Below are 26,462 nucleotides of genomic sequence, written 5' to 3'. Positions count from 1 at the left end.
GCTTCCTACTTGAGAGGACGGTTCGCGCCGATTATAGGACGGTCGCTGCCGCGCCGGGAAGAACGCCATGCCGTTCTCTTCATCGCGGCTCTGCGCCCATGAGGGCCGAGGCGACCACAGGCTGGCCGTGCCGCCGATTTTAAACAGCCACCCGCGCTCGTAGGCGGGACTGGACTTTCAGGAGACATGACGATGGCCGAGGCCGTTTCCCTTTCTTTCCCCGATGGTTCCGAACGCTCCTTCGACGCTGCGATCAGCGGCGCGGAGATCGCCGCCGGCATTTCCAAGTCGCTGGCCAAGAAGGCCGTGGCCTACGCCCTGAACGGCGAAGTGCGCGATCTCGCCGATCCGGTCGGCCGCTCCGGCGCGCTCGAAATTCTCACCCGCGACGATCCGCGGGCGCTGGAACTCATCCGTCACGACGCGGCCCATGTGATGGCGGAAGCCGTGCAGGAGCTGTGGCCCGGCACCCAGGTGACCATCGGCCCGGTGATCGAAAACGGCTTTTACTACGACTTCGCCAAGAACGAGCCCTTCACGCCCGAGGACCTGCCGGTCATCGAGAAGAAGATGGCCGAGATCATCCGCCGCAATGCGCCGTTCAGCAAGGACGTCTGGTCGCGCGAAAAGGCCAAGCAGGTCTTTCGCGACAAGGGCGAAAACTACAAGGTCGAGCTGGTCGACGCGATCCCCGAGGGGCAGGATCTCAAGATCTATTCCCAGGGCGAGTGGTTCGATCTCTGCCGCGGGCCGCACATGGTCTCGACCGGCCACATCGGCGAGAATTTCAAGCTGATGAAGGTCGCGGGCGCCTATTGGCGCGGCGACTCGAACAATGCGATGCTCAGCCGCATCTACGGCACCGCCTGGGCGACCAAGGAGCAGCTCGCGACCTACCTCCACATGCTGGAGGAAGCCGAAAAGCGCGACCATCGCCGGCTCGGCCGCGAAATGGATCTCTTCCATTTCCAGGAGGAGGGGCCGGGCGTCGTCTTCTGGCACGGCAAGGGCTGGAAGATGTTCCAGACCCTCGTCGCCTACATGCGCCGGCGGCTCGACGGCGTCTATGAGGAGGTGAACGCCCCGCAGATCCTCGACAAGTCGCTGTGGGAGACCTCCGGCCACTGGGGCTGGTATCAGGAAAACATGTTCGCGGTGAAGTCGGCCCGCGCCTTCACCCATCCCGACGACGAGGAGGCCGATCACCGGGTCTTCGCGATCAAGCCGATGAACTGCCCGGGCCACGTCCAGATCTTCAAGCACGGCCTGAAGTCCTACCGCGAACTGCCGATCCGGCTTGCCGAATTCGGCAACGTCCATCGCTACGAACCGTCCGGCGCGCTGCACGGCCTGATGCGCGTGCGCGGCTTCACCCAGGACGACGCCCACGTCTTCTGCACCGAGGAGCAGATGGCGGCCGAGTGCCTGCGCATCAACGACCTGATCCTGTCGGTCTACGAGGATTTCGGCTTCGAGGAAGTCGTGGTCAAGCTGTCGACCCGCCCGGAAAAGCGCGTCGGCTCGGACGAGAGCTGGGACCGCGCCGAGGCGATCATGACCAAGGTTCTGGACGAGATCGCCGAAAGCTCCGGCGGCAAGATCAAGACCGGCATCCTGCCCGGCGAAGGCGCCTTCTACGGCCCGAAGTTCGAATATACCCTGAGGGACGCCATTGGCCGCGAATGGCAGTGCGGCACGACCCAGGTCGACTTCAACCTGCCGGAGCGCTTCGGCGCCTTCTACATCGATCAAAACTCCGAGAAGCGGCAGCCGGTGATGATCCACCGGGCGATCTGCGGCTCGATGGAGCGTTTCCTCGGCATCCTGATCGAGAACTTCGCCGGCCACATGCCGCTGTGGTTCGCGCCCGAGCAGGTCGTCGTCGCCACCATCACCTCGGAGGCCGACGACTACGCCATGGAGGTGGTCGCGGCGCTGAAGGCGGCGGGGCTGAGGGCGAGCGTCGATCTTCGCAACGAGAAGATCAACTACAAGGTCCGCGAGCACTCGCTGGCGAAGGTGCCCGTCATGCTGGTCTGCGGACGTCGGGAAGCCGAAGAGCGGACGGTCAACATGCGCCGGCTCGGCTCGAAGGATCAGAGGTCGCTTTCGCTCGACGAGGCGCTGCTGCTGCTCTCCGAGGAGGCGGTGCCGCCGGACCTGAAGCGTCAGGCGGCCGATCGCGCCGTCGCCCCCGGCCGAAGCGCCGCTTAGACGACGATCGATCGGGGCCGCGCTCAGCGGCCCCGGAACGTCAGGTCAGAGACGACGACGTTTCGGCCGCCGATCTTCTCGACCACCTGCATGGTGAAGGCGCCCCGGCCGGTGTTCCGGATCAGCATGCGGGCATAGTCGTCGTCGTAGATCTTCTTCGCCCAGGTGACCCTGAGATCGAGCGTGTCGCCCTTCAGCCGTCCGGCGAGCCGCGCCGGGCCGCTGGTCGAGCCGGTATAGGTCCCCGTATAGCGCCTCGAGCTCGGATCGTAGGCGATGTTCGCGCCGATCTGGCGCTTCATCAAAAGCATGGCGCGGCAGGTTCCGCCGAGCGAGAAGGAGCGCGCCCCGCGCCGGTCTCCCGCGACGTTGCAGGAGACGTCGACCGGGGATGGCAACTGCCTGACGGTGACGCTGCCGCCGCCCCGCCATGAGCCGTCGAATCGGGAGAGATAGTCCGTCGCCGCCTCGCTCGACGGAACGACGGCGAGCGCCCCGACGAGGGTGACGCAGCGAATGAGGGCGGTGGTGAAAGGCACGGGAGACGCTCTCCTCGTCTGGCTGAGCGGTAGGGTCGGGCGCTTTTCGCCTCATGCGGACAGTGCATGCCGGAAATGGCGAAAGCGGGGCCTTCCTTACGGGCGAGAAGGCGGAACGGGCGTCACATCACCACGTTAAGGTCACAAATCTTCCAACGGAGGCCTGTCCATGGATATCGTCCGCATCATCCTCGCCATTCTCCTGCCGCCGCTCGGTGTCTTCCTGCAGGTCGGCCTCGGCAAGCATTTCTGGATCAACATCCTGCTGACGATCTTCGGCTATATCCCCGGCATCGTTCACGCGGTGTGGGTGATCGCGAAATACTGAGCGGCTCCGGCGGCGCGACTATCCGCGGCGCTGTTGACATCTCCACGACATCCGCCTAACAACCCCGCCAACCGGCTGGAGCACCGCTCCGGCCGGTTTTCAACGTGTCCCGTGAGCTGCGTCGGTTTGTGCCCATGCGGTTCTGTCGGCCCTTCGGGGCAGAGGAGGGCGCGTTTCCTTGCCGGCCCGTGGGCGATCCGCGGGCCTACATGTTTTGCCAAAAGGAAATGCGATGACCAAGCGCACATCGTCGAAATACAAGATCGATCGCCGCATGGGCGAAAACATCTGGGGACGCCCGAAGTCCCCGGTGAATCGCCGTCAGTACGGCCCGGGCCAGCACGGCCAGCGCCGCAAGGGCAAGGTCAGCGACTTCGGCGTGCAGCTTCGCGCCAAGCAGAAGCTGAAGGGCTATTACGGCGACATCCGCGAGAAGCAGTTCCACAAGATCTACGCCGAGGCGGCCCGCAAGAAGGGCGACACCTCGGAGAACCTGATCGGCCTGCTCGAGAGCCGGCTCGACGCCATCGTCTACCGGGCGAAGTTCGTCCCGACGGTCTTCGCCGCGCGCCAGTTCGTCAATCACGGCCACGTCAACGTCAACGGCGTTCGCACGAACATCCAGTCCTACGTCTGCAAGCCGGGCGACGTGATCGAGGTTCGCGAAAAGTCCAAGCAGAACGTCGCCGTCATCGAGGCGACGCAGCTCGCCGAGCGCGACGTGCCGGACTACATCGAGGTCGACCACCACAAGATGGTCGCGACCTATCTCCGCGTTCCGGGCCTCCACGACGTGCCTTACGCCGTCCAGATGGAGCCGAACCTGGTGGTCGAGTTCTACTCGCGCTGATATTCATTCTGCTCTACATCGAGAAAGGCCGCGCCTGCAGGTGCGGCCTTTCTTTTTGGAGCTCTGATTCGATGCGACTGGCGCTGATTTTGGTCCTGTGTCTCGGTACGATCTCCGCTACCGCCGAGGAGCGATCCTTGGAGATCGACGGCTCGGGCAAAGGGGCGATCCTATGCGTCCACTCGCTTGTGGCCACCGCCTGGGCTCTTGCTCAACGATGTGTCCCGGAAAAGAAGACGGAGATTCGCAACCTCGCCAAGTCGCTGCGGCGCCTGGAAGAGTTCGAGGTCGCGAATGGCTGGACACGGCAGCAGGCCGCAGGATTCACCGAGCGGCAGGCTCGTAACTCTCCCCCCACACAGTGCAATGTGCTCATGTCGGCGGAGGGTGGATTTCTTGAGATACTTATTCTAAATTTCGGCGCCGCAAAGTTTCAGTCGGGCTTGGACGACATATTGTCGGTACCGCGAAAGCCGGTTTGGAACCCGTGCCTGTAGTGCATCCAACTGCCGAACAATCCAGCGCGACACCGGTTTCGGAACGTCGCATTTTTGCTCAGGCCGAAACTAGTCCATCCACCCGACTCAACGTCGCTGTCATGGCAAAAGTCATGGTATAGACTCACTGCACCGGCGGAAGACCCGTGAAGGAACGGGTCATGTGGCGCAGCTTTACAGATGTCCTGTTCTCGCATCTGCCGTCAGGCGCGCTGTGTGTGGCTTTTGCAGCCCGCTCGCATGACAAGTGAAGTCCGCCTCCACGGCGGCCCGCTAGAGCTTGGGGCACATCGAAAGAATGGAAGGGCGGGCACAGTGTCCGCGCCGCGCGCTCTTCCGTTTTCCTGCCCGGCCCTCTAAACCGGCCTCGCAACTTGCGAGGTGATCCATGCTTGAGGCAGAAGAGGCGAAGACGCATTTCGACAAGCCAGCAATCGACGGTGCGGCTCTCGGAAACGACGCCGACGACACCGGCGCGGGGGCCCATCCGCTGTTTCGCGACGTGCCGTCGACGGTGGGCTTCAAGAAGCTGCGCAAGCGTCTGCTGCGAGAAATGCGCGAAACGCTCGAGCGCTTCGCCATGGTGCGACCGGGCGCCCGCTGGCTCGTCGCGATCTCCGGCGGCAAGGATTCCTACGCGCTGCTCGCGCTGCTCCACGATCTCAAATGGCGCGGCCTGCTGCCGGTCGATCTTCTCGCCTGCAATCTCGACCAGGGTCAGCCGAACTTTCCCAAACACGTCCTGCCGGAGTGGCTGAGCGCCAACGGCATCGCCCACCGGATCGAATATCGCGACACCTATTCCGTCGTCACCGACAAGGTGCCGGAAGGCGCCACCTATTGCTCGCTCTGCTCGCGTCTCAGGCGCGGCCATCTCTACCGGATCGCCCGCGAAGAGGGCTGCGAGGCGCTCGTCCTCGGCCATCACCGCGACGACTGCCTCGAAACCTTCTTCATGAACCTCCTGCATGGCGGTCGGCTGTCGGCGATGCCGGCCAAGCTCGTCAACGACGAAGGCGACCTCTTCGTCCTCAGGCCGCTGATCCAGTCGGCCGAGAGCGATCTGGAGCGCTTCGCCGCGGCCATGCGCTTCCCGATCATTCCCTGCGATCTCTGCGGCAGCCAGGACGGCCTGCAGCGCAATCTCACCAAGACGATGCTCGACGAGATCGAGGCCCGCTATCCCGGCCGCAAGACCGTCATGACGCGCGCGCTCGCGAACGTCCGGCCGGGCCATCTCGTCGATGCGAGCCTCTTCGACTTCGCCGGACTGTCGCTCAAACAAGGACCAGACGCTTGACCGCCACCATCGACGTCGCCCGCCTCGCCGATCTCCTGCGCGAGGCCGCCAAGGCCGAGATCATGCCGCGCTTCCGCAATCTCTCCGACGGCGACATCCGCGAGAAGACCTCCGCCACCGATCTCGTGACCGAGGCCGACGAGGCGGCCGAGCGGTTCATCGCCCGCGAATGCCGGAGTCTTCTGCCGGACGCCCTGTTCGTCGGCGAAGAGTCCGTCGCCGCGGACGCCTCGCTGCTCGCCCGGCTCGACGAGGCCGACCTCGCCGTCGTCGTCGATCCGATCGACGGCACGGCGAATTTTGCCGCCGGCGTTCCTCTGTTCGCCGTGATGATGGCCGTCGTCAGCCGCGGCGAGACGGTTGCTGGTCTCATCTACGACCCGCTCGGCGACGACTGCATGCTCGCCGAGAAGGGCGCGGGCGCGCAGCGCCGGCTCGCCACGGGCGAGACGTTTCCGCTCGCGACGGCCGCGCACGTGCCTCTGTCCGAGGCGGTCGGCTGCGTCAGCTACACCTACTTCCCGGCGGAGCTGAAGAAGGCCGTCCTGCCGCGGTTGGGTGACGTGAAGGTCAGTGCCAATCTCCGCTGTGCCGGGCACGAATATCGCCTGCTCGCCTCCGGCGGGTCGCAGTTCGCGGTCTATTCGAAGCTGATGCCCTGGGACCATCTGCCGGGCGTCCTCATCGCCACCGAGGCGGGCGGTCATGTCGCCAAGATCGACGGCACGCCCTACACGCCGCGGGACCGGCAGGGCACGCTGATCGCCGCCGGCAGCGAAGAGAGCTGGCATGCGGCGCGCGAGGGCCTGTTTCCCGGGGCTTGAGACCCGGCTCCATGCCGGCGGGCGTCGCGCTTCGAGGGTGCGCCCAACAGTGCGCGTGATGCCCGCTACGCGCGTCGCGCGCCCGAAAGACCGTTTTCATTTGCCGGGCGCAGGAAAGCAAATGGCCGGCGATTGCCGGCCATTTCCACGTCGTCTCGCGATCTCGTCGGTTCACTCGGCGGCTCGGGCCTCGGCAGGCGTGGCGTGCGGCCCGGTGGAGTCGTCGTATTTGGCGTCGAACAGCCGGCCCTCGGCAAGGAAGACGCAGAGGGTCGACAAGCCCGACAGAACGATGAAACCGATGAGCAGCGGGACGAGCGTCCCGTCGTAGAGATAGCCGAGGAAGGCGCCCACGAGACCGCCGCCGAAGGTCTGCATGAAGCCCAGCACCGACGACGCCGTGCCGGCGACATGGCCGAGCGGGTCCATGGCGAGAGCGTTGAAGTTCGTTCCGATGAAGCCGAAGATGCAGAAATTGAAGGTCATCACCGGGATGAAGAACCACAGCGGAGCCGCACCCCCGCAGAGCCAGGCGACGACGAGGTGAAGGGCGGCGGTCGCCATGAAGACGATCAGCGCGCCGTGGGAGAGCCGCCGCATGCCGAACCGCTCCACCAGCCGCGAATTGGCGAAGGAGGCGAGCGCCATGAAGATCGCCGTGGCGGAAAAGACCAGGGTGAAATACGGGCCGAGGCCGTAGGCGCCGGTATAGATCTGTTCGGCCTGATTGATGAAGCCGAACAGGACGCCGAAGATCATCGCCGTGGCGATGGTGTAGCCGAAGGCGACGCGATTGGTCAGGACGATCCGGAAGGCCTCGGCGACGCGTTTGCCGGTCAGTTCGCGGCGGTTTTCGGGCGCCAGCGTTTCCGGCAGCCGCAGCGACGACCAGATGCCGACGCCGGCGCCGAACAGCGCGACCACCACGAAGATCTCCCGCCACGAGCCGAACAGCATGATGCCCTGGCCGATGTTCGGCGCGAGGACGGGAATGGCCATGAACACCATCATCACCAGCGACATGACGCTCGCCATCTGCCGTCCGCCGAAGCAGTCGCGCACCACGGAAACGGCGATCACCCGTGTCGCGGCGGCACCCAGGCCCTGGATCAGGCGCATGGTGAGCAGCATGGTGAAGCTGGAAGAGAACGTCGCGATGCCCGCTGCGGCGACGTAGACGGCAATGCCGAAGAGCAAGAGCGGCCGCCGCCCGAAGCGGTCGCTGAGCGGCCCATAGGCGATCTGCCCGAGGCCGAAGCCGAGCAGATAGGCGGTGATGACGAACTGGCGCTGGTTGGCGTCGCCGACGTCGAGCGCCTTGCCGATGTCCTGGAGGGCAGGAATGAAGATGTCGATCGCAGCGGCGTTCATCGCCATCAGGCAGGCGACCATCAAGACGAGTTCCCGGTAGGGCACCCCGTGGGTATCGATATTGCGTGCAGGCGGAGCCATGCGGACCTCAGCGTTTCGAAGCAGCAAACGCCGTCGCCGTCATCGTCGGAAGCGACGAGACGGCACGGCGCAAGTGATTGCAGGGCATCCTGAACAGAGATGCTGGAGCGATCTCGGACGGAATTGCGAGGGTTTGCTGCGGGAGACATAGCATGCGGACGCGCATTGACCATCCGCCGGCGGCGCATGGCCGAGATACGCTCCGTTCACCAAAGGCCGAGCCCACTCGCCATCGGCTGCGGGAGCGGTCGGCAACGCCTCGCGTCGCAGGCATGGATGCCATCGGTCGAGCGAGCCGCCCAGACAGCGCCGCCCGGGTTTATCGCCGCGATACTTCGCCCCGCCGATTTCGACCGAGGCGGGACGGCTCCGCAGGCGCCGTTCCGCATCGCCGGCGCGTCAGCCGTTGGCCGCAGCGGGCTCGCTGGTCGCAATGCCGTTCTCGGCGAAGAAGCCCTTCAGCTCGCCAGCCTGGAACATCTCGCGGATGATGTCGCAGCCGCCGACGAATTCGCCCTTGACGTAGAGCTGCGGGATCGTCGGCCATTCGGAATAGCTCTTGATGCCCTGGCGCAGCTCGTCCGAGGTGAGGACGTTGACGCCTTTGTAGGCGACGCCGAGATAGTCGAGGATCTGGACGACCTGGCCCGAGAAACCGCATTGCGGGAAGGACGGCGTGCCCTTCATGAAGACGACGACGTCGTTCGACTTCACTTCGTTGTCGATCCACTCGTTGATGCCGCTCATGTGAAACTCCTTCAGAGGGTGGGGACGCCGGCTGGCCGGATCCGTCTTCCAATCATGTGGTCGGGGCGTTCGAGACGCCGCGAAACTCTCATCTCAATCCAGGTTCGCCAAGGCGCCCGGCGCGTCGAAGGCGTTGTCGTGTCGCGACCGGGACAAGGCAGCCTTCACGGGACCTGCGCCCTTGGGAACCCGTCGGCTCCGTCTGGCCGAACGAGCTTCTCGAAATCATCCCGCGCGGCGCTCGCGCCATTCCCCGTGTCGGTGCCCCGTGTGGCGCGCCTCGCGTCTGGCCCCTTGCGTCGGCGTCTGTGGCTCGCCAGCGCGCCCGACCGTTCGTCACCGCTATTTAGGTGCGCTCGTCTGCAGCGCAAGCGCGTGGAGTTCGCCGCCCATGTTGCCGCGCAGGGCCTTGTAGACCATCTGGTGCTGCTGGACGCGGGACTTGCCGCGGAAGCTCTCGGAGACGATCTCGGCGGCGTAATGGTCGCCGTCTCCGGCGAGATCGCGAATCGAGACGACGGCGTCCGGGATCTCCTTCTTGATCATCTTCTCGATGTCGCGGGCATTCATCGGCATTTCGCATCTCCGGCGCTGGCGGTCGGTGGTTTCGTCGGATGATAGTGATCGCCCGGCCGCCTCGCAATCCGGCCCCGACGCCGAGCGCCGGGCTCACGCTGCGGCCGACGGCTCCAGCACGGTGCCCGACATGTAGCTCGGGAACCAGCTTTCGTGGGCGACGGTCATGGCGCGGACGGTCAGGTCCAGGCGGCCCGCGATCGACAAGCGCTCGCCGCCCGCCGCGCCGAGACGCCTGATCGGCACGCCTGCCTCCGCCGCCGCGCTTTCGAAGCGGCCGACCTCGGCCTCGGACAGGGCCACCACGTAGCGCCCCTGGTCCTCGCCGAAGAGGATCGCGTGGTCCGCGCCTTCGCCGGCCTCGACCGTCGCACCGAGGCGCGAGGCCATGCAGATCTCGGCGATGGCGACGGCGAGGCCGCCGTCGGACAGGTCGTGGCAGGTGCGGATCGCGCCGTCGCGGATGAAACCGCGGACGAAGTCGCCGTGACGCTTTTCCTCCTCGAGGTCGACCGGCGGCGGTGCGCCCTCTTCGCGGCCCTCGATGGTGGCGAGATAGGCCGAGGCGCCGAGATGGGTGCCGTCGCGGCCGACGAGGAAGAGCACGTCGCCATCGCGCAGCGAATCGACCCGGGCGGTCCTGGCGCGATCCTCGATCAGCCCGACCCCGCCGATGGTCGGCGTCGGCAGGATCGCCTGGCCGTGGGTCTCGTTGTAGAGCGAGACGTTGCCGGAGACGATCGGGAAGGAGAGGGCGGTGCAGGCGGCGCCGATGCCCTCGACGGCTTTGACGAACTGGCCCATCAGCTCGGGCTTTTCCGGATTGCCGAAATTCAGGTTGTCGGTGGCGGCGAGCGGCTCGGCGCCGACCGCCGTCAGGTTGCGCCAGCATTCGGCGACGGCCTGGGCGCCGCCCCGGAAGGGATCGGCCTCGCAATAACGCGGCGTCACGTCGGAGGTGAAGGCGAGCGCCTTGGACGGATGGCCGTCGACGCGCACGACGCCGGCGTCGCCGCCCGGGCGCTGGAGCGAGTTGCCCTGGATGATCGTGTCGTACTGCTCGAACACCCAGCGGCGCGAGCAGAGATCCGGCGAGGCGAGCAGCGACAACAGCGCCGCGCCGCAATCCCGCGGAGAAGGAACGTCTGCGGCGGCGAGCACCGGCCGCGGCTTCGGCTCGACCCAGGGCCGGTCGTATTCCGGCGCCTCGTCTCCGAGTTCCTTGATCGGCAGGTTCGCCACCTCCCGGCCCTCGAAGAGCACCCGGAACCGTTTGTCGTCGGTGGTCTTGCCGACGATCGCGAAGTCGAGCCCCCATTTGACGAAGATCGCCTCGGCCACGTCGCGCTTGCCGGGATCCAGCACCATGAGCATGCGCTCCTGGCTTTCCGACAGCATCATCTCATAGGCGGTCATCTTCGCTTCGCGCACCGGAACGGCGCCGAGATCGAGTTCGATGCCGAGATCGCCCTTGGCGCCCATCTCGACCGCCGAGCAGGTCAGGCCCGCCGCGCCCATGTCCTGGATGGCGATGACGGCGCCGGTCTGCATCAGTTCGAGGCAGGCTTCGAGGAGGCATTTTTCGGTGAAGGGGTCGCCGACCTGCACGGTCGGGCGCTTCTCCTCGATCGTCTCGTCGAATTCGGCCGACGCCATGGTGGCGCCGCCGACGCCGTCGCGGCCGGTCTTGGCGCCGAGATAGACGACGGGCAGGCCGACGCCCTTGGCCTCGGAATAGAAAATCGCGTCGGTCCTCGCGAGCCCGGCGGCAAACGCGTTGACGAGGCAGTTGCCGTTGTAGCGGGCGTGGAAGTTCACCTCGCCGCCGACGGTGGGCACGCCGAAGGAATTGCCGTAGCCACCGACGCCGGAGACCACGCCGGCGACCAGATGCCGTGTTTTCGGATGATCCGGGGCGCCGAAACGCAACGCGTTCATCGCCGCGATCGGCCGCGCGCCCATGGTGAAGACGTCGCGCAGGATGCCGCCGACGCCCGTCGCCGCACCCTGATAGGGCTCGATGTAGGAGGGGTGGTTGTGGCTCTCCATCTTGAAGACCACGCAGAGCCCGTCGCCGATGTCGACGACGCCGGCGTTTTCGCCCGGCCCCTGGATCACCCGCTCGCCCTTGGTCGGCAGCGTGCGCAGCCAGCGCTTCGACGACTTGTAGGAACAGTGCTCGTTCCACATGGCCGAGAAGATGCCAAGTTCCGTCAGGGTCGGCTCGCGGCCGATGAGACCCAGCACCCGCTGGTATTCCTCGGATTTGATGCCATGGGCTGCCACCAGCTCGGGGGTGATCTCGGTCTCTGCGGTCATGGCTGCGGTTCCGGCGATGGTTTGGGCGGTCGGAGACCTGTTAGCATTCAAGCGACCCGGGAAAAAGGCCGCGACGGGCATGACGGCGGAGGCGTGATCGCAGATCCGTCAGCGCACCGCGACCCAGGCAAGCGATCCCGTCCGGCAAGGCGCCACATCGGCGGTCCGGCGCATCACCAGCGTGTCGTCGTCGACCTGACTGACCGCTTCGCCGGTGCCCCGCCGGGCCTGGAGAACCAGCACGTAGTCGTAGCCACTGCCCTTGCGGGCCGGCGCGCGCAGGCACAATCCGTAGCCGTCGACTGCGCCGGCCGGCAGGAATGTGGTCGCCCGCTCGAACTTACGGCGCCGAAACAGACCGGCCGCATTGGCATTGGCATAGGCGATTTCCCCCGCCGTGGGTGTTCCGCCGCCGGTCATGATGCCGGCCGTCTCGAGTTGCGCGATGGCGCTCGCCTCGGAGGACGACCCGGCTGGCGCTATGTCCGCGACGGTTCCGTCGCTTCCGGCAGAAATTTGAGCAGCGCTCGCAGTCTGAATCTGAGGGATCGACACCGAAGACAGCGGATCGGAAGCGCCGCCCCTCGCGCAGGCGACCAGTGCGAGCATTACCGGGAGCGCGAGGCCGAGCGACAGGCGGTCAGTCATCGGATCGTCAGGCCGCGCAACCGTCGTCGCCGGCGGCCCAGCGCGTCAGATCGGCGTCGACGCGCCTGCCGAGGGTCTCGCCGGTCAGCGGGCCGTAAGTGTCGATCCGCGCCGAGCCGGACTGGCCCTCGACGACGAGGAGCGGGCGGGCTTCCGGCTGGCCCTTCGGCACAAGCAGGAAGCGCGGCCGACCGGAGAAGGAGGAAAGTTCCGGCGCCAGCGAATAGCGCGCGAAGGCCGGATCCTTCGACTTGAACCAGCAGCGATTGGCGTTGAGGGTCAGACGCTCCATCCGGTCGAGGCCGGTGTCCGCCGTCTTTCCGGCCGGTGCCGACGGTCCCGCGGCACAGGCGGCGAGTGCCGCGAGCGACAGGGACGCGACGATCGCGAGCGGGGCCCGTCCGTGCACTGGCGCCACTCAGGCCGCGACGCTCTGCGAGGCGCCGAGAGCGCTCTCGAAGATGCCCCGTCCGTCGGTGCCGCCATGCTCCGGCTCGATCAGGTTTTCCGGATGCGGCATCATCCCGAGGACGTTGCCGGCCGCGTTGACGATCCCCGCGATGTCGTTGATCGCGCCGTTCGGATTGGTGCCTTCGGCATAACGGAAGACGATCCGGTCGTTGTCCTGAAGACCCTTCAGCGTCGCCTCGTCGGCGAAATAGTTGCCGTCGTGGTGGGCAACCGGACAGCGGATGATCTGGCCCTGCCGATAGGCCGTCGAAAACCGCGTCCGCGCATTGGTCACTTCGAGCTTCACTTCGCGGCAGACGAAGCGGAGCGCCGCGTTGCGCATCAGGGCGCCGGGCAGGAGCCCCGCCTCGCAGAGGATCTGGAAGCCGTTGCAGACGCCGAGCACCGGTACGCCCTTCGCCGCCGCCTCGGCGACGGCCCGCATCACCGGCGAGCGGGCGGCGATGGCGCCGGCCCTCAGATAGTCGCCGAAGGAAAACCCGCCCGGCACGACGACGAGGTCGACGTCGGGCAAAGCGGTCTCCGTCTGCCAGACGGTCAGAGGCGCCTTGCCGGTGATCGTCGTCAGCGCCGCGATCATGTCGCGGTCGCGGTTGAGGCCGGGGAGAAGGACGACGGCGGTTTTCATCGATCGTGCTCGAAGGGTGTGTGCGGCTCGGCCATCTCTCGTAGCTCCAGCCGGCGCTCGATGCGCTCCAGCCGCTCGTCGTGCCGGTCGAACCTCAGATAGATGTTGTGAATATCGTTCTGCATCGAGAGCATGTGACCGCGCATCGATATCAGCTCTTGTCGAATGCCCTGCTGGCCGTGCCGAAGTTCGGATACATCCGCCTGAATTTTCTTCAGGACTTCGTAGATCAAGTCGTTCGTCACCTCGGCCATCACACCGGCTCCTGCTACCCGTGGTCGATCTCCACAGCATAGTTCTCGATCACCGTGTTGGCGAGCAGCTGCCCGCACATGGCGTCGAGCTTCGTCTTGGCGCTCGCGGCATCCTCGCCGGCGAGTTCGACGTCGAAGACCTTGCCCTGGCGGACCTGGCCGACGCCGTCGATGCCGAGATTGCCGAGGGCGGCTTCGATCGCCTTGCCCTGCGGATCGAGGACGCCGGTCTTCAGCGTGACGATGATGCGGGCCTTGATCATGTGTCCTCTGCGCGGGGCTGCGTCGGCCGTTGAGACAGACGGGTCTGGCGATCTCTGGAATAGACTAGTCTCAAAGCCGGTGCCGGCTGTTTCACGGGCCTTCGCCGCTTCACTTGACCAACACCGGCCCGGAGGGGCGGGGCGGCTCGTTCTCGTTCATGATGCCGAGCCGGCGCGCGACTTCCTGATAGGCCTCGACCAGCCCGCCCATGTCGCGGCGGAAGCGGTCCTTGTCGAGCTTGTCGTTGGTCTGGACGTCCCAGAGCCGGCAACTGTCCGGCGAGATCTCGTCGGCGACGACGATGCGCATCATGTCGCCCTCGAACAGCCGGCCGGTTTCGATCTTGAAGTCGACGAGCTGGATGCCGACGCCGAGAAAGAGGCCGGAGAGGAAGTCGTTGACCCTGATCGCCAGGGCCATGATGTCGTCGATCTCCTGCGGGCTCGCCCAGCCGAAGGCGGTGATGTGTTCTTCCGAGACCAGCGGATCGTCGAGCGCGTCCGCCTTGTAGTAGAACTCGATGATCGAGCGCGGCAGCACCGTGCCTTCCTCGATGCCGAGGCGCTTGGCCAGCGAGCCGGCGGCGACGTTGCGCACCACCACCTCGAGCGGAATGATCTCGACTTCCTTGATCAGCTGCTCGCGCATGTTGAGCCGGCGGATGAAGTGCGTCGGGATGCCCATCTTGTTCAGGTGGGTGAAGACGTATTCCGAGATCCGGTTGTTGAGGACGCCCTTGCCGTCGACGATCTCGTGCTTCTTCTTGTTGAAGGCGGTCGCATCGTCCTTGAAGAACTGAACGAGGGTTCCGGGTTCGGGGCCTTCGTAGAGGATCTTGCCCTTGCCTTCGTAGATTCGGCGGCGACGTGTCATCAGAAGTACTCTATCGTAGTAAGGCTTCGTCCGGCGGGAATCGCCTGAGAACGTGCACATATCGAGCGGCTCAATAGACCAAAAGGTCCTGTATCACAATCGGCCGGGCCGTTGCGAAGAGGGATGTGGTGGTTCGTCCACCGATTGCCAGCCTCGGGCTTCGGCGCTTTTCCGCAACCGGCCCCCGGATCCGCCATCGCATGTCACGCCGACACCCTGGCTGCCGTCATCGGTCGGCCGATCTTCGTTCGGCCTTCGAGGCCTGCAGATGGACGGGTCGTCGTCGAACCGCTCGCCCTGTCGTGATACGAATGCGAAGGCGATTGGAGGCCTCGGCCGGAATCGAACCGGCGTGCAAGGATTTGCAGTCCTCTGCGTAACCACTCCGCCACGAGGCCTCACCGGCGCTCTACCTACTGACACGCCTGCCGTTTCGCAAGGGGCGAATCCGACGCGCCCGGCGAAAAGACGTCGCGTGTGCGGAGCCGGCCCGCGACGTCGTCGCGGGGCAGGGCGTTCTGCAGGACGAAATGGCGACGAGAGCCCCGATTGCGAGGCGACGATGCCCGACACGACCGGCCCGCCAGCCAGACCCTTTCAAATTTCTTGCTTTCGCCACAGTCGGTTAACCGACGCTTAACCATCGATCTGCGAAAGATTGAATCAAACCCTTCGTTAATTTCGGGTGACGGATCTCATGGCGAAGCATGTGGCGGTGTTGATGGGCGGATTCTCGTCGGAGCGGCCGGTCAGCCTCTCTTCGGGGAAGGCCTGCGCCGACGCGATCGAGGCGATCGGCCATCGCGTCACGCGCCTCGACGTCGGCCGCGACGTCGCCCAGCGGCTTGCCGAGATCGCGCCGGACGTCGCCTTCAACGCGTTGCACGGCCCGTTCGGCGAGGACGGCACGATCCAGGGCATCCTCGAATATCTCCGGCTTCCCTACACCCATTCCGGCGTGCTCGCCTCGGCGCTCGCGATGCACAAGGAGCGCGCCAAGATCGTCGCCAAGGCGGCCGGCGTCCCGGTGGCCGAGGCGAAGGTGCTGCACCGGCTCGACGCGGCGCCGGCCCACGTCATGACGCCGCCCTACGTCATCAAGCCCGTCGCCGAAGGGTCGAGCTTCGGCGTCCTGATCGTGCGCGAGGATCGCTCGAAGCCGCCTCAGGAACTCTATTCGAGCGACTGGCCCTATGGCGACACGGTGATGGTCGAGCGCTACGTCGCCGGCCGCGAACTCACCTGCGCGGTGATGGGCGACGTCGCCCTCGACGTCTGCGAGATCGTGCCCGAGGGCCACGCCTTCTACGACTACGATTCCAAATATGCGCCGGGTGGCTCGCGCCACGTCGTGCCGGCGGATATCCCCAAGAAGGTGGCGCGACGCGTCCAGGAACATTCGCTCGCCGCCCACAAGGCGATGGGGTGCCGGGGCGTCAGCCGCTCCGATTTCCGCTACGACGACCGCTTCGGCGAGGGCGGCGAACTGATCTGGCTGGAGGTCAACACCCAGCCGGGCATGACGCCGACCTCCCTCGTTCCCGACATTGCGCGGGCCGCCGGACACAGCTTCGAGGATCTCATCGGCTGGATGGTGGAGGACGCCTCATGCGCCCGCTGAACGCCAGGATCGATCCGCAGGCCGGCTGGAGCGGCGCCCGCACGCCGCTGTTTGCCAGCCGCATGACGCGCCGTCTCGCCGGCTTCGTCGCGACCGCCTCGAACCTGCGGCTGCCGAGCTTCGGCGCCGTCGCCTTCGCCGTCGTCGGCGGAGCGGTGGTCTGCGGCATCACCGTCGGCGGGCACACCGGCGCGGTGCTGGACGGCATCGGCCAGCCGCTCGGCTTCTCGATCGACAAGGTATCCGTCCACGGCAACAGCGAGACCTCGGAGATCGACGTCCTGCAGGCGCTCTGGCAGACCGGGTCGCAGACCCTCCTGTCGCTCGATCCGACCGAGGCGCGCGAGACCCTCGAAGCGATGCCGTGGATCGACCGCGCGTCGGTCTCGAAGATCTTCCCGGACCGCGTGACGATCGATCTCGACGAGCATCGCCCCTATGCGATCTGGCAGACCGACAAGTCGTTCTACGTCGTCAATCGCGAAGGCAAGAAGATCGTCCCCTACGTGCCGGGCCGCTTCGACGCACTGCCGGTGGTCGTCGGCGACGGCGCGGCGGGGGCCGCCGCCGGCATCGTCGACGAGATGGAGGGCTTTCCCGAGTTTCGCGCAAGGGTGCGGGCCTATGTTCGCGTGGGCAGCCGCCGCTGGGACATCGAGTTGAAGAACGGTGTCGTCATCCGGCTGCCGGAAGACAAACCCTTGGAGGCCGTGGCGCAGGTCGTGCGTATGGACAGGGAAAACACGCTGCTCGAGCGCGACATCGCAATGGTCGACATGCGGCTTTCCGATCGCGTCGTGGTCCGGCTGACGGAAGATTCTCTGTCCCGGCGCAAGCAGCGCCTGGAAGAGCGCGCGAAGCTGATCAAGCGTCTTGGCAAGGACAAGCCGGTATGAGTGTGTTCGGTTTCGGCAAATCCGACGTTCCCAGGATCAAGGCGTTGTCGCCGCGGCGCTCCCGCGTGATCTCGGTCCTCGACGTCGGCTCGGAAAAGATCTCCTGCCTGATCGCCCGGCTGCGCCCGCGGATCGCCGGCGAGATGCTTCCCGATCGCTCGCACACGATCGAGGTTCTCGGCGTCGGCCATCATCGCTCGCGCGGCATCAAGGCCGGTGCCGTCGTCGACATCGCGGCAGCCGAGATGGCGATCCGCCAGTGCGTCGACGCCGCCGAGCGCATGGCCGGGCTGACCGTCGAATCGCTCATCGTCTCGCTCACCGCGGGCCGGCTGAAGAGCCAGCGCCGCCGCGCCGACACCGAAGTCGTCGGCGAGGTCTCCGCGGCCGATCTGTCCCGCGTCACCGCCAGGGCCGCCCGGGTGCCGCTCGACGAGGGCCGCGTGGCCCTGCACTCCACCGTCTACGATCTTCAGCTCGACGACGACGCGGGGCTGGACAATCCCGTCGGCATGACCGGCGAGCGGCTGTCCTCCAGCCTCCACCTCCTGTCGGCGGAAATCGCGCCGCTGCGCAATCTCGAAGCCGCGATCAATCGGGCGCAGCTCGTCGTCGAGGCCTTCGTCGCGACGCCCTATGCCAGCGCCCTGGCCACCATGGTCGAGGACGAGGCCGCGATGGGCTCGGCCTGCATCGACATGGGCTCGGGCGCCACCACCATCGCCATCTTCCAGAACGGCCGCTTCGTTTATGCCGATCAGATCGCGATCGGCGGGTCGAACATCACCATGGATCTCGCCCGCGGCCTGTCGATCAGCCCGGCGGACGCCGAACGCATCAAGGTGATGCACGGCTCGACCATGGCCGAACTCCTCGACGACAGCGGCGAGCCGATCACCGTCACCCCGCTCGGCGAGAGCGGCGACGCCCATCCGATCGTCGTCAAGCGCTCGCTCCTGACGAAGATCATCCGCCCGCGGGCCGAAGAGACGCTCGAACTCGTGCGGGACCGGCTGAATGCCTCCGGCCTCGGCCACGTCATCGGCAAGCGCGTCGTCCTGACCGGCGGTGCCAGCCAGCTCGCCGGCCTCGCCGAGACGGCGCGCATCGTTCTGCAGCGCAACGTCAGGCTCGGGCGACCGCTGGGTGTTACGGGACTCAATCCATCGAGCAAGGGGCCGGGATTTTCGACCGCGGTCGGCCTCTTGATCTATCCGCAGGTTGCCCACCGCGAATACGTCGCGGAGCGATCGATCGCCCTCCAGGCCGTGGAAAAGGCCATGGAGGGAGGCCGGATCGGCTCCTGGCTGCGAAGGGCGCTTTGAGGCGGGCACGGCGAGGGCCGTGCCGATAAGGACAAAACGGTGCGCGCCGCGCGCCCAAGCATGACAACGAAACGGCCGCGCGGCGAGACGGCCTTTGCGATCTGAAAGAGGAATGAGGGCATGAGTATCACCTTGAAAAAGCCGGACATCACCGAACTGAAGCCCCGCATCACCGTGTTCGGTGTCGGTGGCGGTGGCTGCAACGCGGTCAACAACATGATCAGTGCCGGCCTCGAGGGGGTCGACTTCGTGATCGCCAATACCGACGCCCAGGCGCTGCGCTCCTCGCGGGCCGAGCGTATCATCCAGATGGGCGTCGCCGTGACCGAGGGTCTCGGCGCCGGTTCCCAGCCGGAGGTCGGCCGGGCTGCCGCCGAAGAGTCGATCGACGAGATCTGCGATCATCTCCTCGGCTCGCACATGTGCTTCGTCACCGCCGGCATGGGCGGCGGCACCGGCACCGGCGCTGCCCCGGTCGTTGCCCGCGCCGCCCGCGAGAAGGGCATCCTCACCGTCGGCGTCGTGACCAAGCCGTTCCACTTCGAGGGCCAGCGCCGGCTGCGCATCGCCGAGCAGGGCATCGAGGAACTGCAGAAGAACGTCGATACGCTGATCGTCATTCCGAACCAGAACCTCTTCCGCATCGCCAACGACAAGACCACCTTCGCCGACGCCTTCGCGATGGCCGACCAGGTGCTCTATTCGGGCGTCGCCTGCATCACCGACCTGATGGTCAAGGAAGGCCTGATCAACCTCGACTTCGCCGACGTCCGCTCGGTGATGCGCGAGATGGGCAAGGCGATGATGGGCACGGGCGAAGCCTCGGGCGAGGGCCGCGCCATGGCCGCCGCCGAGGCGGCGATCGCCAACCCGCTGCTCGACGAGACCTCGATGAAGGGCGCCAAGGGCCTGCTGATCTCCATCACCGGCGGCCGCGACCTGACCCTCTTCGAAGTCGACGAGGCGGCGACCCGCATCCGCGAGGAAGTCGACCAGGACGCCAACATCATCCTCGGCGCCACCTTCGACGAGAACCTCGAGGGCGTGATCCGCGTGTCGGTCGTCGCGACCGGCATCGACAAGAGCGAAGTGGAAATGGCGGCGCGGCCGACGATGACCGCCAGCCAGACGGCCTTCGTGTCGCAGCAGCGGGTCTCGGCCCAGGCCGCACAGGCGCCGCAGCCGGCGGTTCAGCACGCTCCCGCCGCGACCGCTCCTGCCGCGCCGGTCCAGCCGGCCGAAGAGGAGCCGGAGATCGAGGATGCCTTCTCCGCCGCGCTCGCTGCCGAGATCGCCCATGTCGCACCGCAGCCCGCGGCCCGTCCCACCGTCCCGAGTGCGGACACGGCGTCGGAGCCGGTCGCCTCTCCGCGCATGCCGCGCGTCGAGGACTTCCCGCCGGTGGTGCGGGGCGAGATGGAGCAGCGGGCCGCCGCCAACGAACAGGTGCCGGACGAGCGGGGCGCCATGGGGCTGCTGCGCCGTCTGACCACGGGCCTGTCGCGCCGCGAGGACGAGGAGCATCAGGCCGCCGAGCCGGCGCGCCGCGCCCATGTCGAGCCGAACCCCTATGCGCCGCGCCGCGTCGCATCCGAGTCGGCTGCCCGCCCGGCGACGGCCTCGCGTCCGGTCAGCGAAGAGGATCAGCTGGAGATTCCCGCGTTCCTCCGGCGGCAGGCTAACTGATCGCGCCGATTGTTGCGGCGATGTGACAGTGCCCGCCGGAGAAATCCGGCGGGCATTTTTGGTTAACGTATTGAAAATACAGTGATATCGCGGCTCGATGCTGCAGCGCTTTTAACACGGGGTAAGAAAGCGTGATTTTGCCGAATTGGGCCGGCGATTTACCAACGATCTCAACGAATGAAGAACGGGGGAAAGTTCTTCAGGGGGCGTCGGTCGTAGAGCGGGCGGAATTCTGTGTGTGGGCGGGGGCCCGGTGGATCGAAACGACCGGCATGCCGCGGGGAAAGGTTGTCCTGACGTGTTGATGTTCCAGCAGACGATAGCATCGCGTATCGATTTTTACGGCGTGGGTGTGCACAGCGGTCTGCCGGTCCGGCTCGCCCTGCTTCCCGCCGAGCCTGATACCGGCATCGTCTTCCACCTTGCCGGAGCGGACGGCCTCGTTCACGAAATTCCCGCAGTCTCCAGCAATTCCGTGCCGACCGACCTGTCGACCGTCGTCGGGGACCTCAAGGGCTCCCACGTTTCCACCGTCGAGCATCTGATGGCCGCGCTCTACGCGATGGGCGTCGACAACGTCGTCGTGAAGATCGACGCCAAGGAAACGCCGATCCTCGACGGCTGCGCTGCCGAATACGTGCGCGGCATCAGCGAGGCGGGCGTCGTCAGCCAGGTCGCCAAGCGCCGCTATCTGCGGATCCTCAAGCCGGTCTGCGTCGAGCTGAACGAGGCGAGGGCGGAGTATCGTCCCTATGCCGGGACACGGTTCGAGATCGAGATCGATTTCGCCAATGCGGCGATCGGCCGGCAAGCCTACCGGGCCGACCTCACCGCCGCGCGCTTCACCAGGGATCTCCAGCGGGCCCGCACCTTCGGCTTCATGGCCGACGTGGAGCGGTTGTGGGCGGCGGGCTACGCGCTCGGCTCGTCGCTGGAGAATTCGGTCGTGCTGTCCGACGACGGCCGCGTCGTCAATCCGGAGGGACTGCGCTTCGAGGACGAGTTCGTCCGCCACAAGGCGCTGGATGCCGTCGGCGACCAGGCGCTGGGCGGTGTCCGCATTCTCGGCTGCTATCGGTCCTATCGCGGCGGCCACCGGCTGAACGCCCTGGCGCTCAAGGCGCTGCTCGCCGACCGCAAGGCCTACGAGATCGTCGAGATGCCGTCCCGCCGCGTCGACCCGGTGCGCCATGCGCCGCTGGTCGCCGTCGCCGCGCCCGCCTACGGGCCGCAGGTTCTCTGATCGAACCGACGCCATCGGTCCGCGCGGCCGGTGTCTCGTCCGGCGGCGCTCGCGGTCGCCTCCGGCGCCTTCGTCGTCGAAACTTGCCCCGTCGCGGATGCTGCAGACGTCCCGGTGACCGAGTCGGTCGTCGTGGCTCGCTGCGGTCGGCCGATGCGGCACGCGACGTTTCGCCGTCGTCGGACGTGACGCAACGGCAACAGCGCCGGCGGGAAGCGCGCGGCTCGGGCGAAATCCGCCTGCCGGTCACAAAAAAGGCACCTTGCTCGGGCTTCGCCATTGTTCGTGCCACGATCGGGGGATAGTGATGCCGGTCGCAGGCTGAATGGGGTTAGGGGACCCGCAGAACATGATCGACACGTCGCGGCACTTCGCCGGATCAATCACCAAAGCTGCGCGGCTGGGGCTCACGGCCACGGTTCTCGGTGCGGCGTTCGGCCTAGCCGGCTGCATGTCGGGCGGCGACAACGACGTCAACGTGCTGGCACTGGCCGCCGAGACGGATCCGCCGGACGTGCTCTACAATCAGGGCCTCGCCAATCTCGAAGGCGGCCGGCTCGGCGAGGCTTCGAAGAAGTTCGAGGCGATCGACCGCCAGCACCCCTATACGGAGTGGGCTCGCAAGGCGCTCATCATGCAGGCCTTCGCCAGCTATCGCGGCGGCGACTACGACGCGGCGGAGACCGCGGCGAAGCGCTACATCTCGCTCTATCCCGATTCCGAAGACGCTCCCTACGCCGAATACATCATCGGCCTGTCCCATTACCGCCAGATCCCGGACGTGACGCGCGACCAGAAGCAGGCGGCCTATACGGCCCAGGCGATGCGGGCGCTGATGGAGCGCTTCCCCGACACGATGTATGCCGACGACGCCAGGTCGAAGCTGCGCATCGCCCGCGACCAGTTGGCCGGCAAGGAAATGCTCGTCGGACGCTACTATCTGGAGCGGCGCGACTATCTCGCCGCCGTCAACCGCTTCAAGAACGTCGTCGACGTCTATCCGGACACGCGCCAGGTCGAGGAGGCGCTCGCGCGTCTGACGGAAGCCTATTACGCCATGGGCCTGACGCGGGAGGCGCAGGCCTCCGCCTCGGTGCTCGGCCAGAACTTCCCCGATTCGCCGTGGTACCGGGACTCCTACGCGCTTCTCCAGGGCCACGGGCTGGAGCCGCGGGACGGCTCGTCGGATTCCTGGTTCGCCGCCGCGACGAAGAAGATCGTCGGCGCGTCCTGAGGCCGGCGCTCGGCATCGCCGGTGGGTTGATGAGGGCGGGCTCGCCGCGGGCGCGCTGTTCGGCATCGCCGGGGCCGCAGCGCTCGCCGCGGTGCGCGGGGTTGCGAAACCACGCTCGGCGACCGACATTGCCTGGGCCGCATCCTGCTTCTCACCGACGATTCGGACATGCTGGTCCATCTTTCGATTCGTGACATCGTCCTGATCGAGCGCCTCGACCTGACGCTCGACAAAGGCTTGTCCGTGCTGACCGGAGAGACCGGCGCCGGCAAGTCGATCCTGCTCGACGCCCTGTCGCTGGCGCTGGGCGGGCGGGGGGACGGGGCGCTGGTCCGCCACGGCGCCAAGCAGGGCGAGGTGATCGCCGCCTTCGACCTCGAGTCGGATCACCCGGCCCGGCGACTTCTGTCCGACAACGGCTTCGACGACGACGGCGACCTCGTGCTCCGCCGCGTCCAGAACGCCGACGGGCGCACCCGCGTCTTCGTCAACGACCGCCCCTCCAGCGTCGGGCTGATGCGGCAGCTCGGCCTCTCCCTCGTCGAGATCCACGGCCAGCACGACGACCGCGCGCTGGTCGACAGCGACAGCCACCGGACGCTGCTCGACGAGTTCGGCGGACTCGATCCCGACGCCGCCGCCGTCGGCCGCCTCTATGGCGAATGGCGCGGCGCGCGCGATGCGTTGCAGAAGCACCGGGCCAAGGTCGAGGCCGCCGCGCGCGAGGCGGACTTCCTGCGCAGCGCCGTCGAGGAATTGTCCGACCTTCAGCCGCTCGCCGGCGAGGAGGAGGAACTCGCCGAACGACGTCAGATCATGATGCGCTCCGAGAAGATCGCGACGGACGTCAACGATGCCAACGAGGAGCTGTCCGGCCCGGGCTCGCCGATCCCGGGTCTCGCCAACCTGTTGAAGCGCCTCGACCGCAAGCGGGACGAGCTTCCCGGTCTGCTCGACGAGGCGATCGACCGGCTCGACGTTGCGCTCGACGCACTCTCCGAGGCGCAGACGTCGCTGGAAGGGGCGCTGCGCAGCCTTGAATTCGATCCGCGGGCGCTGGAATTGACCGAGGAGCGGCTGTTCGCGCTCAGGGCGGCGGGGCGGAAATACAACGTCGCCGTCGACGACCTGCCGGAGCTGACGGCGCGGATGATCGGCGATCTGGCCGATCTCGACGCCGGGGAGGAGCGTCTCGTCGCCCTCGAAGCCGAGGTCGAGGCGGCACGCGAACGCTTCGACGCGGCTGCGGCCTCGCTGTCGGCGAAGCGCACGACGGCGGCGCGGATGCTGGAAGCCGCCGTGATGGCGGAGTTGCCGGATCTGAAGCTCGAACGGGCGAGCTTCATGGTGACGATCGACACCGACGCCGGGCGGCCGGACGCTTCCGGCATCGATACGGTGGAGTTCCACGTCCGCACCAATCCCGGCACGAAGGCCGGGCCGATGATGAAGGTCGCCTCCGGCGGCGAACTCTCCCGCTTCCTGCTCGCCCTGAAGGTGGCGCTCGCCGATCGCGGCTCGGCACCGACCCTCGTCTTCGACGAGATCGACACCGGCGTCGGCGGGGCGGTGGCGGACGCGATCGGCCGGCGGCTGAAGCGCCTCGCCGGCTCGGTGCAGGTGCTCGCCGTCACCCACGCGCCGCAGGTCGCGGCCCGGGCCTCGACCCATCTTCTGATCTCGAAATCGGATGTCGGCGAGGAAGATCGCGTCGCCACCCGCGTCGCCACGATCGATCCCGATGGCCGCCGCGAGGAGATCGCCCGCATGCTGGCCGGCGAGAGCGTGACGGAAGAGGCGCGGGCGGCGGCCGCAAGGTTGATCGGCGCCGGCGGGGCGTGAACTCTTGATCGCCGGAAGGTCCGCCCCGCATGATGGCTGGCCGACGGGAGAGGGACGGGGATCTGCATGGCGCGCGACGACCTGGTGTTCATTGCGGGAGCCGGCCCCGTCGGCCTCGCCGCGGCCGTCGAACTGACGCGGCGTGGCGTTCCCGTCCGGATCGTCGATGTCGGCGCGGGACCGACGCCGGTGGAGCAGTCGCGCGCCCTCGGAATCCTGCCGACCACCCTGCGCATCTTCGAAGCCTCGGGTCTGACGCAGGAACTGCTCGGCGCGGGAACGGAGATCACCGGCGCTGAAATCGCCATCGGCGGAAAGCCGGCGTTCTCGCTCGACCTGTCGAAGGCGAGGACGCCCTATCCCTTCATCCTGTCGCTGCCTCAGGGCCGGACCGAGCGGGCGATGATCGCCTGGCTGAAAGATCGCGCCATCGCCGTCGAATGGAACGTCGCGGTCACGGGGATCGCCGATACCCGCCGGCCGACGGTGACGCTCTCGAGCGGCGAGGCGGTGGCGGCGCGGGCGGTTCTCGGCTGCGACGGGAGCCATTCGGCGGTGCGCGAGGAACTGGGCGTTCCGTGGGTCGGCGAGAGCTATCCCGGCGTCTTCGCTCTCGCCGACGTGACGTTTTCGGAGCCGCTCGATCCGCACCGCGCGAAGATTTCGCTCGGCGCCGACAATGAGAGGTCCCATGCGCTGCTGCCGATGAGCGACCGCTCGGCCCGGCTGATCGGCTTTCACGATGCGCCGGAAAAGCTGGTCGAAGCCGTCGAAGGCATCGAAACCGTCACCTGGCAGTCGACTTTCCGCGTCGCTTTCCGAAGGGCCGAACGGATGTCGCGCGGCTGGGTGTTCCTCGCCGGCGACGCCGCGCACGTCCACTCGCCGGTGGGCGGACGGGGCATGAATCTCGGCATCTGGGACGCCGCGACCTTCGCCTGGCTGTTTTCCGAAGGCCGCGAGACCGAATACGAATCGCAGCGGCTGCCGGTGGTGAAGGCCGTGCTCGACCAGACGCTGGAAGGCACGACGACGCTCGGTGCGCCGCCCGCCTATGCGTCGCTCGCCCTGCGTTATCTCATGCCCGCCGCGACAAGGCTGCGCCCGGTCAGCCGGCGGATCGCCGAACGCGTGCTCGCCCTTGACCTGCCGCAGCCGGAATGGCTCGCTTCATGATCTGCGGCCCATGATGGTCTCGTAGTCGCGTCCGCCGTAGAAGACGTCGACGATTTCGACGTGATCTTCGAGCGCTCGGTAGAGAATGACAGCGGAGCGTTCGAACGGGCACGACGCGAATCGAATTGCCAAGGTCGGGACGCGGCACTCCACCGTTTGGAACATTGCCGATCCTTTTACATCGGCGCTCGATGCGTTCGATGAAAGACAGGGCGACCTCGAGCGATCCTGCCGAGGTCGCCACGTAGGCAGCGATGTCCGCAAGCGACGCGATTGCAGTTTCCGAAAGCCGAACCGGCAGATTTGTCACGACTGGCGATGTCGTCTCGATACGTCTGCCCGTATCCGTTCGAACGCCTCGCCGATCGGGACGGAGGGGCGAGGGTCGTTCACGGCATCGGCGATCCTTGCCCGCAGGGCGGCAAGCCGCTTCTCTCGATCCATCCGGAAATAGGCATCGAGCGCTCGGTTCACGAGTTCGTTCGTCGTCGGCGCCTCGCCGGATTCGACGGCGTCGGCGATATCCTGCATGAGATCATCCGGCAGCGTGACTTGCAGAGACCGGGCCATATCTCGGTTTCCCAAATGGTCATCGTTGCAGGGAAAATGCGGTAAGCGGCGCTGCGGAGCAAGGTCCGCCACCCACCTTACAGCT

Annotated in this window: 27 protein-coding genes and 1 tRNA gene; 14 read left to right on the top strand and 14 right to left on the bottom strand. The window is 66.7% G+C overall.

Features of this window, described 5'->3' with window-relative positions; genetic code table 11:
* Nucleotides 1-192 precede the first annotated feature (192 nt).
* A complete protein-coding gene (gene thrS, locus LZD57_RS02585) occupies nt 193-2,214 on the top strand; it encodes a threonine--tRNA ligase (protein ID WP_233717565.1) in 2,022 nt (673 codons plus the stop codon).
* Between the two features lie 23 nt (nt 2,215-2,237).
* On the opposite strand, the gene LZD57_RS02580 is transcribed toward thrS, so the two are convergent.
* Entirely contained in the window at nt 2,238-2,753 is a 516-nt protein-coding gene (locus LZD57_RS02580) for a hypothetical protein (RefSeq protein ID WP_233717564.1), read from the bottom strand.
* A 169-nt stretch (nt 2,754-2,922) separates the two neighbouring features.
* On the opposite strand from LZD57_RS02580, the gene LZD57_RS02575 reads away from it, so the two are divergent.
* The 5 genes from LZD57_RS02575 to LZD57_RS02555 all read left to right on the top strand — a co-directional run bounded on the left by LZD57_RS02575 (nt 2,923) and on the right by LZD57_RS02555 (nt 6,552).
* The gene (locus LZD57_RS02575) at nt 2,923-3,081 is read left to right on the top strand and encodes a YqaE/Pmp3 family membrane protein (RefSeq protein ID WP_233717563.1); all 159 of its coding nucleotides are present in this window, start codon (nt 2,923-2,925) and stop codon (nt 3,079-3,081) included.
* Nucleotides 3,082-3,313: 232 nt separating this feature from the next.
* Nucleotides 3,314-3,931, top strand: coding sequence for a 30S ribosomal protein S4 (gene rpsD, locus LZD57_RS02570; RefSeq protein WP_233717562.1), 618 nt, complete (start codon nt 3,314-3,316; stop codon nt 3,929-3,931).
* Between the two features lie 71 nt (nt 3,932-4,002).
* Nucleotides 4,003-4,428: a hypothetical protein gene (locus tag LZD57_RS02565; RefSeq protein WP_233717561.1), complete on the top strand. Its 426-nt coding sequence runs from the start codon at nt 4,003-4,005 to the stop codon at nt 4,426-4,428.
* A 388-nt stretch (nt 4,429-4,816) separates the two neighbouring features.
* Entirely contained in the window at nt 4,817-5,728 is a 912-nt protein-coding gene (gene ttcA / locus LZD57_RS02560; RefSeq protein WP_233717560.1) for a tRNA 2-thiocytidine(32) synthetase TtcA, read from the top strand.
* On the top strand, nt 5,725-6,552 hold the full coding sequence (locus LZD57_RS02555; RefSeq protein ID WP_233717559.1) for an inositol monophosphatase family protein: 828 nt from the start codon (nt 5,725-5,727) through the stop codon (nt 6,550-6,552). Before ttcA ends, LZD57_RS02555 begins: the two co-directional genes overlap by 4 nt.
* A 171-nt stretch (nt 6,553-6,723) precedes the next feature.
* Here LZD57_RS02555 and LZD57_RS02550 read toward each other — a convergent pair whose 3' ends face one another.
* From LZD57_RS02550 to LZD57_RS02500, 11 genes are all read right to left on the bottom strand, one after another.
* Nucleotides 6,724-8,004: a multidrug effflux MFS transporter gene (locus LZD57_RS02550; RefSeq protein WP_233717558.1), complete on the bottom strand. Its 1,281-nt coding sequence runs from the start codon at nt 8,002-8,004 to the stop codon at nt 6,724-6,726.
* 399 nt (nt 8,005-8,403) lie between these two features.
* Entirely contained in the window at nt 8,404-8,751 is a 348-nt protein-coding gene (grxD, locus tag LZD57_RS02545) for a Grx4 family monothiol glutaredoxin (protein WP_233717557.1), read from the bottom strand.
* Between the two features lie 342 nt (nt 8,752-9,093).
* Entirely contained in the window at nt 9,094-9,327 is a 234-nt protein-coding gene (locus tag LZD57_RS02540) for a BolA/IbaG family iron-sulfur metabolism protein (protein WP_233717556.1), read from the bottom strand.
* Nucleotides 9,328-9,420: 93 nt separating this feature from the next.
* Nucleotides 9,421-11,646 (bottom strand): phosphoribosylformylglycinamidine synthase subunit PurL, encoded by a 2,226-nt coding sequence (purL, locus tag LZD57_RS02535; protein ID WP_233717555.1) that lies wholly within the window; start codon nt 11,644-11,646, stop codon nt 9,421-9,423.
* Between the two features lie 108 nt (nt 11,647-11,754).
* Entirely contained in the window at nt 11,755-12,294 is a 540-nt protein-coding gene (locus tag LZD57_RS02530; protein ID WP_233717554.1) for a hypothetical protein, read from the bottom strand.
* Nucleotides 12,295-12,301: 7 nt separating this feature from the next.
* Complete coding sequence (locus tag LZD57_RS02525) at nt 12,302-12,703, bottom strand: hypothetical protein (RefSeq protein ID WP_420844726.1); 402 nt, start codon at nt 12,701-12,703, stop codon at nt 12,302-12,304.
* A 9-nt stretch (nt 12,704-12,712) separates the two neighbouring features.
* Nucleotides 12,713-13,393, bottom strand: coding sequence for a phosphoribosylformylglycinamidine synthase subunit PurQ (gene purQ / locus LZD57_RS02520; RefSeq protein WP_233717552.1), 681 nt, complete (start codon nt 13,391-13,393; stop codon nt 12,713-12,715).
* A complete protein-coding gene (locus tag LZD57_RS02515; RefSeq protein WP_233717551.1) occupies nt 13,390-13,647 on the bottom strand; it encodes a hypothetical protein in 258 nt (85 codons plus the stop codon). The genes purQ and LZD57_RS02515 overlap by 4 nt, the downstream gene beginning before the upstream one ends.
* 14 nt (nt 13,648-13,661) lie before the next feature.
* Nucleotides 13,662-13,910, bottom strand: coding sequence for a phosphoribosylformylglycinamidine synthase subunit PurS (gene purS / locus LZD57_RS02510; RefSeq protein ID WP_233717550.1), 249 nt, complete (start codon nt 13,908-13,910; stop codon nt 13,662-13,664).
* Nucleotides 13,911-14,019: 109 nt separating this feature from the next.
* Nucleotides 14,020-14,784 carry a phosphoribosylaminoimidazolesuccinocarboxamide synthase gene (gene purC / locus LZD57_RS02505; protein WP_233717549.1) on the bottom strand — a complete coding sequence of 255 codons (765 nt, stop codon included), beginning with the start codon at nt 14,782-14,784 and terminating at the stop codon, nt 14,020-14,022.
* A gap of 324 nt (nt 14,785-15,108) precedes the next feature.
* A tRNA-Cys gene (locus LZD57_RS02500) sits at nt 15,109-15,182 on the bottom strand.
* Nucleotides 15,183-15,481: 299 nt separating this feature from the next.
* Here LZD57_RS02500 and LZD57_RS02495 point away from each other — a divergent pair.
* From LZD57_RS02495 to LZD57_RS02460, 8 genes are all read left to right on the top strand, one after another.
* Entirely contained in the window at nt 15,482-16,405 is a 924-nt protein-coding gene (locus tag LZD57_RS02495; protein WP_233717548.1) for a D-alanine--D-alanine ligase, read from the top strand.
* Nucleotides 16,393-17,301: a cell division protein FtsQ/DivIB gene (locus LZD57_RS02490; RefSeq protein ID WP_233717547.1), complete on the top strand. Its 909-nt coding sequence runs from the start codon at nt 16,393-16,395 to the stop codon at nt 17,299-17,301. Before LZD57_RS02495 ends, LZD57_RS02490 begins: the two co-directional genes overlap by 13 nt.
* Entirely contained in the window at nt 17,298-18,626 is a 1,329-nt protein-coding gene (gene ftsA / locus LZD57_RS02485; RefSeq protein ID WP_233717546.1) for a cell division protein FtsA, read from the top strand. The genes LZD57_RS02490 and ftsA overlap by 4 nt, the downstream gene beginning before the upstream one ends.
* A gap of 120 nt (nt 18,627-18,746) precedes the next feature.
* On the top strand, nt 18,747-20,312 hold the full coding sequence (gene ftsZ, locus LZD57_RS02480; protein ID WP_233717545.1) for a cell division protein FtsZ: 1,566 nt from the start codon (nt 18,747-18,749) through the stop codon (nt 20,310-20,312).
* Nucleotides 20,313-20,616: 304 nt separating this feature from the next.
* Entirely contained in the window at nt 20,617-21,555 is a 939-nt protein-coding gene (lpxC, locus tag LZD57_RS02475; RefSeq protein WP_233717895.1) for a UDP-3-O-acyl-N-acetylglucosamine deacetylase, read from the top strand.
* 325 nt (nt 21,556-21,880) lie between these two features.
* A complete protein-coding gene (locus LZD57_RS02470) occupies nt 21,881-22,789 on the top strand; it encodes an outer membrane protein assembly factor BamD (RefSeq protein ID WP_233717544.1) in 909 nt (302 codons plus the stop codon).
* 168 nt (nt 22,790-22,957) lie between these two features.
* Nucleotides 22,958-24,631, top strand: coding sequence for a DNA repair protein RecN (gene recN, locus LZD57_RS02465; protein WP_233717543.1), 1,674 nt, complete (start codon nt 22,958-22,960; stop codon nt 24,629-24,631).
* Nucleotides 24,632-24,697: 66 nt separating this feature from the next.
* Nucleotides 24,698-25,807 (top strand): FAD-dependent oxidoreductase, encoded by a 1,110-nt coding sequence (locus LZD57_RS02460; protein ID WP_233717542.1) that lies wholly within the window; start codon nt 24,698-24,700, stop codon nt 25,805-25,807.
* Here the strand turns inward: LZD57_RS02460 and LZD57_RS02455 are convergent.
* On the bottom strand, nt 25,740-26,051 hold the full coding sequence (locus tag LZD57_RS02455) for a hypothetical protein (RefSeq protein WP_338034678.1): 312 nt from the start codon (nt 26,049-26,051) through the stop codon (nt 25,740-25,742). The two genes, LZD57_RS02460 and LZD57_RS02455, sit on opposite strands and share 68 nt — an antisense overlap.
* A 62-nt stretch (nt 26,052-26,113) precedes the next feature.
* Nucleotides 26,114-26,449, bottom strand: a complete 336-nt coding sequence (locus tag LZD57_RS02450; protein WP_233717541.1) for a ribbon-helix-helix domain-containing protein — start codon at nt 26,447-26,449, stop codon at nt 26,114-26,116.
* Nucleotides 26,450-26,462 lie beyond the last annotated feature (13 nt).

The organism is Jiella avicenniae (assembly GCF_021390325.1).
GTDB lineage: Bacteria > Pseudomonadota > Alphaproteobacteria > Rhizobiales > Rhizobiaceae > Jiella > Jiella avicenniae.
The sequence above is the reverse complement of the archived record's forward strand: the minus strand, read 5'-3'. Positions and strand labels throughout refer to the sequence as shown.

Bases quoted from the DNA above. Each gene is read 5' to 3' on its own strand.
- LZD57_RS02575 (WP_233717563.1), top strand. From the start codon at position 2,923: ATGGATATCGTCCGCATCATCCTCGCCATTCTCCTGCCGCCGCTCGGT.
- grxD (WP_233717557.1), bottom strand. From the start codon at position 8,751: ATGAGCGGCATCAACGAGTGGATCGACAACGAAGTGAAGTCGAACGAC.
- LZD57_RS02565 (WP_233717561.1), top strand. From the start codon at position 4,003: ATGCGACTGGCGCTGATTTTGGTCCTGTGTCTCGGTACGATCTCCGCT.
- LZD57_RS02530 (WP_233717554.1), bottom strand. From the start codon at position 12,294: ATGACTGACCGCCTGTCGCTCGGCCTCGCGCTCCCGGTAATGCTCGCA.
- recN (WP_233717543.1), top strand. From the start codon at position 22,958: ATGCTGGTCCATCTTTCGATTCGTGACATCGTCCTGATCGAGCGCCTC.
- purC (WP_233717549.1), bottom strand. From the start codon at position 14,784: ATGACACGTCGCCGCCGAATCTACGAAGGCAAGGGCAAGATCCTCTAC.
- rpsD (WP_233717562.1), top strand. From the start codon at position 3,314: ATGACCAAGCGCACATCGTCGAAATACAAGATCGATCGCCGCATGGGC.
- purQ (WP_233717552.1), bottom strand. From the start codon at position 13,393: ATGAAAACCGCCGTCGTCCTTCTCCCCGGCCTCAACCGCGACCGCGAC.
- LZD57_RS02490 (WP_233717547.1), top strand. From the start codon at position 16,393: ATGCGCCCGCTGAACGCCAGGATCGATCCGCAGGCCGGCTGGAGCGGC.
- ftsZ (WP_233717545.1), top strand. From the start codon at position 18,747: ATGAGTATCACCTTGAAAAAGCCGGACATCACCGAACTGAAGCCCCGC.
- purS (WP_233717550.1), bottom strand. From the start codon at position 13,910: ATGATCAAGGCCCGCATCATCGTCACGCTGAAGACCGGCGTCCTCGAT.
- LZD57_RS02550 (WP_233717558.1), bottom strand. From the start codon at position 8,004: ATGGCTCCGCCTGCACGCAATATCGATACCCACGGGGTGCCCTACCGG.
- thrS (WP_233717565.1), top strand. From the start codon at position 193: ATGGCCGAGGCCGTTTCCCTTTCTTTCCCCGATGGTTCCGAACGCTCC.
- LZD57_RS02460 (WP_233717542.1), top strand. From the start codon at position 24,698: ATGGCGCGCGACGACCTGGTGTTCATTGCGGGAGCCGGCCCCGTCGGC.
- lpxC (WP_233717895.1), top strand. From the start codon at position 20,617: ATGTTCCAGCAGACGATAGCATCGCGTATCGATTTTTACGGCGTGGGT.
- LZD57_RS02470 (WP_233717544.1), top strand. From the start codon at position 21,881: ATGGGGTTAGGGGACCCGCAGAACATGATCGACACGTCGCGGCACTTC.
- LZD57_RS02515 (WP_233717551.1), bottom strand. From the start codon at position 13,647: ATGGCCGAGGTGACGAACGACTTGATCTACGAAGTCCTGAAGAAAATT.
- purL (WP_233717555.1), bottom strand. From the start codon at position 11,646: ATGACCGCAGAGACCGAGATCACCCCCGAGCTGGTGGCAGCCCATGGC.
- ftsA (WP_233717546.1), top strand. From the start codon at position 17,298: ATGAGTGTGTTCGGTTTCGGCAAATCCGACGTTCCCAGGATCAAGGCG.
- LZD57_RS02495 (WP_233717548.1), top strand. From the start codon at position 15,482: ATGGCGAAGCATGTGGCGGTGTTGATGGGCGGATTCTCGTCGGAGCGG.
- LZD57_RS02540 (WP_233717556.1), bottom strand. From the start codon at position 9,327: ATGCCGATGAATGCCCGCGACATCGAGAAGATGATCAAGAAGGAGATC.
- ttcA (WP_233717560.1), top strand. From the start codon at position 4,817: ATGCTTGAGGCAGAAGAGGCGAAGACGCATTTCGACAAGCCAGCAATC.